Origin of the sequence: Streptococcus suis (genome assembly GCF_902702775.1) — a bacterium.
Taxonomy (GTDB): Bacteria; Bacillota; Bacilli; order Lactobacillales; family Streptococcaceae; genus Streptococcus; species Streptococcus hashimotonensis.
The window spans coordinates 573,242-586,341 of record NZ_LR738724.1; the positions used below are offsets into that span (position 1 = coordinate 573,242).

At 41.5% G+C, this 13,100-nt stretch carries 12 protein-coding genes; 11 read left to right on the top strand and 1 reads right to left on the bottom strand.

What is annotated here, in order from left to right:
- Positions 1–24 precede the first annotated feature (24 nt).
- From GPW69_RS02960 to gloA2, 6 genes are all read left to right on the top strand, one after another.
- Positions 25–945, top strand: a complete 921-nt coding sequence (locus GPW69_RS02960) for an ABC transporter permease (RefSeq protein ID WP_074391520.1) — start codon at positions 25–27, stop codon at positions 943–945.
- A gap of 9 nt (positions 946–954) precedes the next feature.
- Positions 955–1,842 (top strand): carbohydrate ABC transporter permease, encoded by an 888-nt coding sequence (locus GPW69_RS02965; protein ID WP_074391519.1) that lies wholly within the window; start codon positions 955–957, stop codon positions 1,840–1,842.
- Positions 1,843–2,096: 254 nt separating this feature from the next.
- A complete protein-coding gene (locus GPW69_RS02970) occupies positions 2,097–3,707 on the top strand; it encodes an ABC transporter substrate-binding protein (RefSeq protein ID WP_074391589.1) in 1,611 nt (536 codons plus the stop codon).
- An 18-nt stretch (positions 3,708–3,725) separates the two neighbouring features.
- Positions 3,726–5,084, top strand: coding sequence for a glycoside hydrolase family 32 protein (locus tag GPW69_RS02975; protein ID WP_074391518.1), 1,359 nt, complete (start codon positions 3,726–3,728; stop codon positions 5,082–5,084).
- Between the two features lie 125 nt (positions 5,085–5,209).
- A complete protein-coding gene (locus tag GPW69_RS02980) occupies positions 5,210–7,579 on the top strand; it encodes an FtsK/SpoIIIE family DNA translocase (RefSeq protein WP_074391517.1) in 2,370 nt (789 codons plus the stop codon).
- Positions 7,579–7,965 (top strand): SMU1112c/YaeR family gloxylase I-like metalloprotein, encoded by a 387-nt coding sequence (gene gloA2 / locus GPW69_RS02985; RefSeq protein WP_044687164.1) that lies wholly within the window; start codon positions 7,579–7,581, stop codon positions 7,963–7,965. Before GPW69_RS02980 ends, gloA2 begins: the two co-directional genes overlap by 1 nt.
- A gap of 206 nt (positions 7,966–8,171) precedes the next feature.
- Here the strand turns inward: gloA2 and GPW69_RS02990 are convergent, their stop codons facing one another.
- A complete protein-coding gene (locus tag GPW69_RS02990; RefSeq protein WP_029171884.1) occupies positions 8,172–8,540 on the bottom strand; it encodes a DUF3397 domain-containing protein in 369 nt (122 codons plus the stop codon).
- 154 nt (positions 8,541–8,694) lie between these two features.
- Here GPW69_RS02990 and rplK point away from each other — a divergent pair, with 154 nt between their 5' ends.
- The 5 genes from rplK (at position 8,695) to GPW69_RS03020 (ending at position 12,939) form a co-directional block, all read left to right on the top strand.
- Entirely contained in the window at positions 8,695–9,120 is a 426-nt protein-coding gene (rplK, locus tag GPW69_RS02995; protein WP_002935890.1) for a 50S ribosomal protein L11, read from the top strand.
- A 40-nt stretch (positions 9,121–9,160) separates the two neighbouring features.
- On the top strand, positions 9,161–9,850 hold the full coding sequence (gene rplA / locus GPW69_RS03000; RefSeq protein ID WP_004194879.1) for a 50S ribosomal protein L1: 690 nt from the start codon (positions 9,161–9,163) through the stop codon (positions 9,848–9,850).
- Positions 9,851–9,956: 106 nt separating this feature from the next.
- A complete protein-coding gene (locus tag GPW69_RS03005) occupies positions 9,957–10,247 on the top strand; it encodes a hypothetical protein (protein WP_012775208.1) in 291 nt (96 codons plus the stop codon).
- Between the two features lie 8 nt (positions 10,248–10,255).
- Positions 10,256–11,044 (top strand): glutathione-dependent disulfide-bond oxidoreductase, encoded by a 789-nt coding sequence (yghU, locus tag GPW69_RS03010; protein WP_074391516.1) that lies wholly within the window; start codon positions 10,256–10,258, stop codon positions 11,042–11,044.
- A 254-nt stretch (positions 11,045–11,298) separates the two neighbouring features.
- Positions 11,299–12,939, top strand: a complete 1,641-nt coding sequence (locus GPW69_RS03020) for a putative polysaccharide biosynthesis protein (RefSeq protein WP_074391515.1) — start codon at positions 11,299–11,301, stop codon at positions 12,937–12,939.
- Positions 12,940–13,100 lie beyond the last annotated feature (161 nt).

Here is a 13,100-nt window from a genome sequence, read left to right on the forward strand (position 1 = left end):
GAAACGTTTCAAAAAGGAGTTCTTATGAAAACATCAAAACTGCAACAAGCTGGGCTCTTGGATCGAATCAAGCAACAGAAACTCTTGTTACTGATGTTACTACCAGGCTTGGTCTTGACCTTCATCTTCCGTTACATTCCCATGTACGGAGTGTTGATTGCCTTTAAAGACTATAATCCTTTAAAAGGGGTGCTTGGTAGTGAGTGGATTGGGTTTGAAGAGTTTACCAAGTTTCTCTCTTCTCCAAATTTCGGCACCTTACTTGCCAACACCTTGAAATTGAGTGTCTACGGTCTGCTCCTAGGATTTCTGCCACCTATTATCTTAGCAATCATGCTCAACCAACTATTGAGTGATAAGGCTAAAAAACGGATTCAATTGGTACTGTATGCTCCAAACTTTATCTCAGTCGTTGTCATCGTTGGTATGATTTTCCTCTTCTTCTCAGTAGGAGGACCAGTCAACTCAATCCTCAGTCTATTTGGTATTGAAGCCAACTTCCTGACAGACCCAGACTTCTTCAGACCGCTCTATATCTTAAGTGGTATCTGGCAGGGAATGGGCTGGGCATCGACACTCTACACGGCTACCTTGGTCAATGTTGATCCAGCCTTGATTGAAGCGGCTAAACTAGACGGTGCCAACATCTTCCAACGAATCTGGCACATTGACTTGCCTGCACTGAAACCAGTCATGGTCATCCAATTTATCCTGGCAGCTGGGGGCATCATGAACGTTGGCTATGAAAAAGCCTTCCTGATGCAGACCTCCCTCAACCTTACCAGTTCTGAAATTATTTCCACCTATGTCTACAAAATCGGTTTGGTGTCAGGTGACTACTCTTATTCAACAGCGGTTGGTTTATTTAACGCCCTTATCAATATTATCCTGCTGATTGCAGTCAATAAGATTGTCCAACGCATTAACGACGGACAAGGCTTATAGGAGGTTCGTATGAATACACAAATGTACACAAAATTTGACAAGCGAATGCTGATTGTCAATAAAATCTTGCTGGCATTTCTTGTTCTCATAACAGTTGTGCCTATGACTTACATTTTAGTAGCTTCCTTCATGGACCCACAGGCCTTGGTCAGCAAGGGAATTAGCTTTAATCCAAAGGACTGGACAGTAGAAGGCTACCAACGAGTCTTTTCAGACAAGTCTATCCTACGTGGATTTTTCAACTCCCTCTTTTATTCTTTCTCCTTTGCCTTTGTGACTGTAGCCATTTCGGTCATGACTGCCTATCCTCTCTCGAAAAAAGACTTGGTCGGGAAAAAATGGATCAATGCCTTCCTAGTCTTCACTATGTTCTTTGGTGGTGGCCTTGTTCCGACCTATCTCTTGGTCAAAGATTTGGGAATGTTGAACACCGTTTGGGCCATTATTATCCCTGGTGCAGTCAATGTGTGGAATATTATCTTGGCACGGACCTATTTCCAAGGCTTGCCAGATGAGTTGGTAGAAGCAGCGGTAATGGACGGGGCCAATGAATTTCAGATTTTCTGGAAAATCATGATTCCGTTGGCAAAACCAATTATGTTTGTCCTCTTCCTCTATGCCTTTGTTGGTCAATGGAATTCTTACTTCGATGCCATGATTTACATTAAGGATCCAGACTTGGAACCACTCCAACTCGTGCTACGGAAAATCCTCATTCAAAGTGAGCCTGCCAAGGATATGATTGGTGCTCAGGCTGCTATGAATGAAATGAAACGAATCGCAGAAATGATTAAGTATGCGACTATTGTCATCTCTAGCTTGCCACTCATTGTCATGTATCCATTCTTCCAGAAATACTTTGACAAGGGTATTATGGCTGGTTCATTAAAAGGTTAATAATACTCTTCGAAAATCAAAATCAGACGTTGTTGACTTGATTTGATGAGTGAAAAGATCCAGTGGATCTTTTCAGCCTGTTCCTTGAAATATAAAAGGAACAGAGTTATATCTGCGTGAGTAGAAACGAACTACGTTCGCTCTATCTCCAACCTCCAAAGGTTCCCCAAACCTTTGGAGCTAGTCTGTTTTTGATTTTCATTGAGTATAAGTATCAATTATTTTTAAGAAAACAAAATAGGAGGTTGTTTCTGATGAAACACAAATTTGGAAAAACAGTTGTTACGCTTCTTGCAAGTACCGTTTTATTGGCTGCTTGTGGCTCAAAAAATACCGCATCAAGCCCTGACTATGAATTGACAGATGTCCAGTTCCCTTTGGAAAAATCAGTTACGCTTAAGTTTATGACTTCAAGTTCGCCTTTAGCCCCAGCAGATCCGAATGAAAAATTAATTTTCAAGCGATTAGAAGAGGAAACAGGCGTTCATATTGACTGGACAAATTATCAGTCAGACTTTGGTGAAAAACGGAACTTAGATATTGCCTCAGGTGATTTGCCAGATGCTATTCATAATGACGGGGCTTCTGATGTGGAATTGATGAACTGGGCGAAGCAAGGGGTCATCGTACCAGTTGAAGACTTGATTGATGAGCATATGCCAAACCTCAAGAAAATTCTTGATGAGAACCCAGAATACCGTTCAATGATTACGGCTCCAGACGGACATATCTACTCATTCCCATGGATTGAAGAGTTAGGTGAAGGTAAGGAATCAATTCACACCGTTAACGATATCGCTTGGATTAACAAAGAATGGTTGAACAAACTCGGTCTTGAAATGCCAAAAACAACGGACGACTTGATTAAGGTCCTTGAAGCCTTCAAGACCAAGGATCCAAACGGAAACGGCAAGGCGGATGAAATTCCAATGGGCTTCATCAATGGTGGAGGAAATGAGGACTTCAAAATTCTTTTTGGTGCATTCGGTGTAGGTGATAATGATGACCACTTAGTTGTCAGCAATGACGGAACTGTTGACTTCACAGCGGACAATGAAGACTACAAAGAAGGTGTTGAATTTATGCGCACCCTTCAAGAAAAAGGTCTTCTAGATCCTGAAGCGTTCGAACAAGATTGGAACACTTACATCTCTAAAGGAAGTGAAAATCTCTACGGTGTTTACTTTACTTGGGATAAGGCAAATGTGACAGGTATGAACGATACCTATGACATCTTGCCAGTCTTGGCAGGTCCTGATGGAACCAAGCACATCACTCGTACAAACGGTATGGGCTTCCAACGTGACCGCATGGTCATCACATCAGCTAATAAAAACTTGGAATTGACAGCCAAGTGGATTGATGCCCAATACGCTCCGCTCCAATCTGTCCAAAACAACTGGGGTACTTATGGAGATGAGACACAGCAAAATATCTTTGAACTTGACACAGCAACTAATAGCCTCAAACACCTACCATTGAACGGTACAGCTCCAGGCGAATTGCGTCAGAAGACAGAAGTTGGTGGACCCTTGGCTATTCTTGATGAATACTACGGCAAAGTGACCACCATGCCAGATGACGCTAAATGGCGTTTGGACTTGATGCACGCTACTTATCTTGACTATGTAACAAACGATGATATTTACCCTCGTGTCTTCATGGAACAAGAAGATTTGGATAAGATTGCCCAAGTTGAAGCAGATATGAACGACTTCATCTACCGCAAACGTGCAGAATGGATTGTCAACGGCGGTATTGAAGAAGAATGGGATAGCTATTTGAAAGAATTGGAAAGCTACGGTCTGTCTGACTGGTTAGCTATCAAGCAAAAATACTACGATCAATACAAAGAAAATCAGTAATCAAAAAGGAGGCTGCCTGTGAAAACAGTTGAAAAAGCCAATGCATATATTCAAGCAGAAAAAGTAACCCTTGATCCGACTTTTAGACCAGAACGTCACTTCGTTCCAGAAATTGGCTGGATCAATGACCCAAATGGATTTGTCTATTTCAAAGGAGAATACCACCTCTTTTATCAATTCAATCCCTATGAAAGTGTTTGGGGACCAATGCATTGGGGCCACGCCAAAAGTAAGGACTTGGTCAACTGGGAACATCTCCCAGTTGCCCTGGCTCCAGACAAGGACTACGATAAGGATGGCTGTTTCTCGGGCTCTGCTATTGTCAAAGAAGATACCCTCTGGCTCATGTACACGGGCAACATCGTCAATGAAGATGGCTCTGTCAGACAGGTGCAGAACATGGCCTATTCGACAGACGGTATTCATTTTGAAAAAATCGCTCAGAACCCTGTCGCAACGGAGGAACTTCTACCAGAAGAAGTCATCGCCAATGACTTCCGTGATCCAAAGATTTTCGAGAAAGATGGTCGCTATTACTCCGTTGTAGCGACCAAGCATAAAGACGGTGTCGGCTGTATTGTCCTACTAGGATCTGACGATTTGCTGGACTGGCAATTTGAGTCTATCTTCTTAAAAGGCCAAGTCCACCAAGGTCACGTTTGGGAATGTCCTGATTACTTTGAAGTAGATGGTCAAGAATACCTGATTGTTTCGCCGATGCGCTATCAAAAAGAAGATAATGACTTTGTCAATATCAATTCCAATATCTTTGTGACTGGTCATGTGGACTGGGACAAGAAAGTCTTTGAGGCAGATTCTTTTAAGGAAATCGACCATGGGCATGATTTCTATGCAGCTCAAACGACTGAAGGTCCAGAAGGGGAACGTGTCATGATTGCCTGGATGCATACATGGGGACGTCCGCTTGTAACCAATGACTTGGGACATAAGTGGTATGGTCAAATGAACCTACCTCGTCTACTTAAGCAAGGTGAGAATGGACTCAGACAGGTCTTGCCAGCAAGTATCTTGAACAGCTTTGACGACATTGAAATCGGTCAAGTTATTCAAGGACCAAGTAAGCTCTCCCTCAAACTGGACGATAGTCTAGACTTGAAACTGGGAGCAGACCAAGACTATTTGCAATTTGGTTATGATAAAGAAAGACAAGAAGTCTATATCGACCGTAGCTCTCTCAAAATCCAGCAAGTTGGTGAGGAGGAATGGTCAACCGTTCGTCGAGCGGTCACGGTTCAAGCGACAGAGCTAGAGGTCTTGGTTGACACCAACTGTTTGGAAATCTTTATTAACGATGGTCAAGAAACCTTGACATCAACCTTCTACGTAGAAGGTCAGATTATTCTAAACGCTCTATAATATTATTTGTCCTCTTAAATTATTCTTTCACTCCAAGAGAAACCCTGTATTTGCAGGGTTTTTTCTATCATGAAAATTCTTCCCAATTATGATAAAATAAAGAGATTGAGAAAGTTGAGGTATCTATGAGAAAGACAAGTAAAAAAGGAAAGGCTACGAGGCGCCCAACCAAGGCAGAATTAGCACAGCAAGAACGTGTTAAAAATATCACCCTTCGAGTATTGGGGCTGTTATTCATTGCCTTTGCAACCAGTCGCTTAGGTGTGTTTGGCGTGACCAGCTACAATATTTTCCGGCTATTATTTGGTAGTCTGGCCTATCTATTATTGGCGGGTGCATTTATCTACCTTCTTATTCCCAAAGTCTTACGCGAAAGAGAAGGGACCATATCGGGCTTCTGGCTGATTGTTATCGGGTTATTAATTGAATTTCAGGCTTATTTAGACTGGACCTATCAAGGGAGTGACCTATTCGGTCATACTCTAAAATTGGCCTTGTCAGACCTAGCTAAGTTTCAGGTAACAGCATTTCTAGGCGGAGGGATGATTGGAAGTATCTTCTATCTGCCAGTCTCCTTCCTCTTTGCAAATGTCGGTTCCTTCTTCATCGGTCTTCTAGTGATAGCATTTGGTATCTTTTTTGTAAGCCCATGGTCTGTTTATGATGTTGCCGATGGCTTGGCGGTTGCCAAAGATAAGTTGGCGGAGACGCAGGTAAAAAGAGCAGAGCTTCGAACACAGAAGAAAGCAGAACGAGAAGAAAAACGTCAGCAAGAATTAGCTCGTCTAGAAGAGGAACGCCTTCGTCTAGAGGAAGAGGAAGAGTCAGCTCGGGCTTTGGCACTGGTAGATAGACATGTCGATTTAGAAACGGGTGAAATCCTAGAAGAAGAGCCTGTTCAAGTACCGATTATTTCAGAATATGACCACCTAGACATAGAAGATGAATTTCCTATTATGTTGGCAGAAGATGACCAACCAGCACCATCAAACTCGGCAACCCAGGATTCTGAAACAAATGAGTTTGAGAAGGACGAGACAGAGGTGCAAATTGATTTCAAGCCTAAGCAGAGACTAGCATATAAACTTCCGTCCATAGACTTATTTGCTCCTATAAAAGCTAAGAGTCAGTCCAATGAAAAACGGATTGTTCGCCAGAATATTAAAGTTTTAGAAGACACCTTTGCCAGTTTTGGAATCAAGGTGGTGGTTGAGCGTGCTGAGATTGGACCATCGGTAACCAAGTATGAGGTCAAACCAGCAGTCGGCGTCCGAGTCAATCGGATTTCTAACCTAGCTGATGATTTGGCTCTAGCTCTTGCGGCTAAAGATGTCCGTATTGAAGCTCCTATCCCAGGAAAATCTCTGGTCGGTATTGAAGTTCCAAACTCCGAAGTGGCTACAGTACCTTTCCGTGAGCTCTGGGAACAATCTAAAACAGACCCAGACAAGCTTCTGGAAATTCCTCTCGGTAAGGCTGTAAATGGCTCCGTCCGTTCCTTTAACCTAGCACGTATGCCCCATCTATTGGTGGCTGGCTCAACTGGTTCAGGGAAATCTGTTGCTGTCAACGGTATCATCTCTTCAATTCTCATGAAAGCTGGTCCAGACCAAGTTAAGTTCATGATGATTGACCCAAAAATGGTCGAATTATCGGTCTATAATGATATTCCCCACCTATTGATTCCCGTTGTGACCAACCCACGCAAGGCTGCTCGAGCTCTTCAAAAAGTAGTGGATGAAATGGAGAAACGCTATGAGTTGTTTAGCCAAATTGGTGTCCGAAACTTAGAAGGTTATAATGCGAAGGTCGAAGAATTTAATAGCCGTTCAGAAGAAAAACAGATTCCTCTTCCTCTCATTGTGGTAATCGTAGATGAGTTGGCAGACTTGATGATGGTAGCCAGCAAGGAGGTGGAAGATGCCATTATTCGCTTGGGACAGAAGGCTCGTGCAGCAGGTATCCACATGATTCTTGCTACCCAGCGACCATCTGTTGATGTTATTTCAGGCTTGATTAAAGCCAATGTACCATCTCGTATCGCCTTTGCCGTATCAAGCGGTACAGACAGTCGGACGATTCTAGATGAAAATGGTGCTGAAAAACTCTTGGGTCGCGGTGACATGCTCTTTAAACCGATTGATGAAAACCATCCAGTCCGCTTGCAAGGTTCCTTTATATCCGATGATGATGTAGAAGCAATAGTTGGCTTTATCAAGGATCAGGCAGATGCAGATTATGATGAATCCTTTGATCCTGGTGAAGTGGCAGAAGGTGATGGCGATGCAGGTTTTGGTGATGCTGGAGGAGATCCACTTTTCAACGAAGCACGTGCCTTGGTAGTTGAGACACAAAAAGCCAGCGCCTCTATGATTCAACGACGCTTGTCTGTTGGTTTTAACAGGGCAACACGCCTCATGGAAGAGCTAGAAGCAGCGGGTGTCATTGGTCCAGCTGAAGGAACAAAACCTAGAAAGGTATTGGAAACACAATAATGAAATTTGATGCAGTTCATCATATTGCAATTATCGGTAGTGACTATGACAAAACAAGAGAATTTTATGTTGAAAAACTAGGCTTTGAACAGGTGGATGAACATATTCGCCCAGAAAAAAATGATATTCTCTTCAATGTCAAAAAAAGCAATCTGATCTTGGAAATCTTCATCAAACCAGATGCACCAATGCGTCCGGCCATGCCCAATCCTGAACATACAGGTCTACGCCATCTAGCTTTCCAGGTTGCAGATGTGGAAGCCTGTCTGGAAGAGTTTGACCGTCTGGACATCCGACATGAAGTCCTGCGAACAGATGATTTTGATGGTAAAAAAATGGCCTTCTTCTTTGATCCAGATGGCCTCCCTCTAGAAATTCATGAATAAGTCCATCTTTTCATGCCCAGAGAGGTCTATCAATATGACAACTAATTAATACTCTTAGAAAATCAAAATCATACGTTGTTGACCTGATTTGATGAACGTCAGTTCTATCTACATCTACGTCGCCTTGTCTGATTTAGTATAAAAAAGAATCCCCACTGCGCCTGCAATGGGGATTCATTATGCCATCGATGAAAGGATGGATGATTTTAGGATTTTAAAGTGAAGACCGCAATAACCAAAGCTAGATACATCAAAAAGGTCAAGATAAAACTAGCTCGCCAGAAAACCTTGAAGAAACGGCGATATAAAAAATTCTTTTTCCTTAAAAGGAAGAAACCACAAAGACCAATCGCTAGTAGTGAGAGGGCTAGGACAAGCTGAGGCAGTAGACTGTTATAGTAGGCCTTGTCCGAAATCAGATAAAATTCAATTGCATAGAGAGGAAAGGCAATGTCTGCAAAGTTCCATCCTCGGTTTTGCAACCTAAAAAACTTGACAGCAATTATCGAAATGGCCAAGGTTAGAAAGATAAATAGAAAGGCTACTATTTTTAAAAATATAATCGATTCAAACATACATTCATTCTATAAAAAATGTGAAAAAAAGTAAACCTAAAGCTTGCATTTCTTTGAAATTCGTGTATAATGAAAAGGTATGTGTAAAACACATATTTGTGGGAGGTAAAAATCTTTAATTACCGCCAAAACCACAATAGGAGGATTTTATATCATGGCTAAAAAAGTCGAAAAACTCGTAAAACTTCAAATTCCTGCAGGTAAAGCTACTCCAGCTCCACCAGTCGGACCAGCACTTGGTCAAGCAGGTATCAACATCATGGGATTCACAAAAGAGTTTAACGCTCGTACAGCTGACCAAGCTGGCATGATTATCCCAGTAGTTATCTCTGTGTATGAAGATAAATCATTCACTTTCATCACTAAAACACCACCAGCTGCTGTTCTTTTGAAAAAAGCTGCAGGTGTTGAAAAAGGTTCAGGTACACCAAACAAAACTAAAGTTGCAACAGTTACTCGTGCACAAGTACAAGAAATTGCTGAAACTAAAATGCCTGACTTGAACGCTGCATCTCTTGAAGCTGCAATGCGTATGATCGAAGGTACTGCTCGTTCTATGGGATTCACTGTTACTGACTAAGTAGCACCCAAGATTATCTGATTACAAGGAGACATATAACATGGCTAAAAAAAGCAAAAACTTGCGTGCTGCTCTTGAAAAAATCGACAGCACAAAACTTTACAGCGTAGAAGAAGCTGTTGCTCTTGCAAAAGAAACTAACTTCGCTAAATTTGATGCGTCAGTTGAAGTTGCTTACAACTTGAACATCGACGTACGTAAAGCTGATCAACAAATCCGTGGTGCAATGGTATTGCCAAACGGTACTGGTAAAACTTCACGCGTTCTTGTTTTCGCACGTGGTGCTAAAGCAGAAGAAGCAAAAGCTGCTGGTGCAGACTTTGTTGGTGAAGATGACCTCGTTGCTAAAATCAACGGTGGTTGGTTGGACTTCGACGTTGTTATCGCAACTCCAGATATGATGGCAGTTGTTGGACGTCTTGGTCGTGTACTTGGTCCACGTAACTTGATGCCAAACCCTAAAACTGGTACAGTAACAATGGATGTTGCTAAAGCAGTTGAAGAGTCTAAAGGTGGTAAAATCACTTACCGTGCTGACAAAGCAGGTATCGTACAAGCTCTTATCGGTAAAGTATCATTTGACGCTGACAAACTCGTTGAAAACTTCAAAGCTTTCCACGATGTAATGGCTAAAGCTAAACCAGCTACAGCTAAAGGTACTTACATGACTTCAGTATCAATTACAACAACACAAGGTGTTGGTATCAAAGTTGATCCTAACTCACTTTAATCAGTAGAAAGATTGTCTTAGGGCAATCTTTTTTTCTTGAGATTTTCTTGACAAGCACTTAATTTCGATTTATACTATATTCAATTTACATAAAAGGAGTTATCCGATGAAAGTAGCAGAGAAAGAAGAGCTTTATAAATACCTTTCTGCAGCCTACAACCTTCCGCAGGAAGCATTTTCAGAAGCCCTGCGTGAAAAAATATTGGAGGTAGCAGGTCAGCTGGACAAGGAGGAAAATCTCTATATACTGGCAGGACACTTAAGTCGCTTTATCAATGCAGAGTTAACAGCTCTGACTTGCCGAGCGCCTAAGGAATTGGTGCAACTAGCCCATTACCTTCAAGAGGTTCAAAACCATTATCGCTATGCCAGTCTTTTTCCAGGAAAGGTAAAATAGGAGAAAACATGACAGAATATACAAAACCACTCGTTTGGAAGTGGGAAGATGAAAATGACAACCGATCTGGCAACCGTCCAACAGCGGGCAGTCGCTTTGAGCAAGACCTACCAAAGGGAGAGAAGTCTTTCCAAGTCTATTCATTGGGGACTCCGAATGGCATTAAGGTTGCTATTATGTTGGAGGAGTTGAAAGAGTTAGGTATTTCGGAAGCTGATTATGACCTCTTTCTCATCAATATCGGTCAAGGAGATCAATTTGGCTCCGATTTTGTTGCCATCAACCCCAACTCCAAAATACCAGCTATGGTAGATTATTCCGAGCAAGAACCGATTTCGGTCTTTGAATCAGCCAATATTCTCCTCTACTTGGCAGAAAAGTTTGAAGCCTTTTTGCCAAAATCATGGGCAGAGCGGACAGAGGTTCTTAATTGGCTCTTCTGGCAAACTGGCGCCGCTCCATTTGTTGGTGGAGGATTTGGACATTTCTTCCATTACGCTCCGACAGCGCAAGAATATCCGATTAATCGCTATACAATGGAAACTAAGCGTCAGCTGGATCTTTTAGATCAACTATTGGCGACAAGAGAATATATAGCTGGAAATACCTATACCATCGCAGATATTGCTATCTGGTCTTGGTATGGTCGCTTGGTTCAAGGAAAACTATATCCAGGTTCAGCAGAATTTTTAGATGTTGATTCTTACAAGCATCTAAAGTCCTGGGTAGAGAAAATAGCCCAACGCCCAGCTGTACAACGAGGGTTGACAGTGAAATATCATTCAATTGATAATTAATTGACTTGCCTACCTTATAGGTGGGTTTTTCTTTTACTTTGGTATGATAAAAGTTTATAATGAAAGAGTTAGACTTTGTGAAAATCCAAAAATAGAAATTAATAATTGATACTCAATGAAAATCAGAATTAGACTAGGCGACGTAGATGCAGATAGAACTGAAGTTCATCAAATCAAGTCAACAACGTCTGATTTTGATTTTCGAAGAGTATGAGTTTTTCCTGTCTTATATTTACATAGAAAGTAATAGAAAAATGTCCGAAAAAGTTGAAATGCAGCAGTCCAAAGAACAGGCGACAATGGCCAGAGGCTTGGCTTGGTTAACTGCTGGAAATATTCTTAGTCGCCTGCTTGGTGTTGCCTATGTTATTCCCTGGTATATTTGGTTAGGGGAATATCGAGCTGAAGCCAATGCCCTCTTTAGTATGGGGTATCAAATCTATGCCAACTTCTTATTGATTTCAACAGCTGGTCTTCCGACAGCTATTGCCAAACAAGTAGCTAAATACAATGTCTTGGGTAAAGAAGAGGTGTCGCTCTACTTGGTCAGAGAATTCTTCAAGCTCATGTTGGTCTTTGGAACTGTCTTTGCAGGGGTCATGTATCTAAGTGCTCCGTGGTTGGCAGACGCATCGGGGGCGAAGGAAAAGTTACTTCCAGTCATGTATAGTCTAGTCCCGCCTCTCTTTATCTTCCCAGCCATGAGTATTTTGCGTGGTTTTTTCCAAGGTCGGCACGATATGAAGCCTTATGCGATCAGCCAGCTTGCAGAGCAGCTGGTACGGGTTATCTGGATACTGGCAGCAACATTTATGATTATGAAGTTGGGTAGCGGTGACTATCTTGAAGCAGTTGTCCAATCTACCTTTGCAGCTTTTGTCGGGATGATTGCTAGTGTTGGGATTTTAGTTTATACTTTATGGAAGCAAGGTTACCTTGGTAAGTTGCTTCATGCTAAGAAACAAAAGATTTCTTTGGATACAGGTCAACTTATTAAGGAAACTGTTCGAGATGCGATTCCAATTATCATTTTAGGTCTAACGATTCAATTATTGCAGTTTATTGACCAAGTCACATTTATTCGTGTTATGGAAAGAATTACGAATTACAGTAATTCGGAACTTTTGGAACTTTATTCGTATATGGCTGCCAATCCAAGTAAGATTACGATGATGATTATCGGGATTTCACTGAGTCTGGGAAGTGTTGCTATTCCATTGATTACAGAGAAATTTGTCAAGAAAGATTTGAAGGCGGCGTCTCATTTAGTGGCGGATAATCTACAATTACTCTTTATATTCACTATACCGGCAATTGTTGGAACAGTCCTGTTAGCTGGGCCACTCTATACGATTTTTTACGGACCGTCAGAGCCTATCGCCATTACTCTATTCATTTGGAACTTATTTTTAATTTTACCTCTGGGACTATATTCTGTCATTAGTGTAGTCATTCAAGCGATATTTGAAAATAGAAGAGCGATTTATTATTTCTTGATTGGAATGCTAGTGAAAATCGTTTTACAAGTACCAATGATCTATGTCTTTAAGGTATATGGTAGCTTTATCTCAACGATATTTGGGTTGGGAATTATGCTGTATCTCTTCTATAGACGAATTGACAAGGTTCTGCATATTGATGAAAGACTAGTGATAAAAGATATTGCGACCATTAGTTGGATTTCTATCGTAATGGGGATCGTTGTATGGGGGATTGAATTTGTCCTGAATCTTATCCTTCCAGCAAATGGCTATGTATCTAGCTTTATCCACTTGGCTGTTGCAGGTGGAGCAGGTGTGCTTGTTTTTGTCATCTTGACATTGAAGACTCGTCAGCTAGATCGTTTAATTGGAAGTCGGGCTCAGAGTTTACGGAGGAAATTGCGCCTAGGCTAGTTTGTTTTAAAAATCTCTATTTTCTACTATTGAAAAGTTGGGAAAAAGAGGCGTTTTAGAATGTGAGAAGGAAAGTTCGTTGAGGATTTTCCTTTTTTCTTGGAGATTTCAGTATAAAAAAAACGGTTTTTGTGGTAGAATAGTAGGGATAAAAAAGAGGA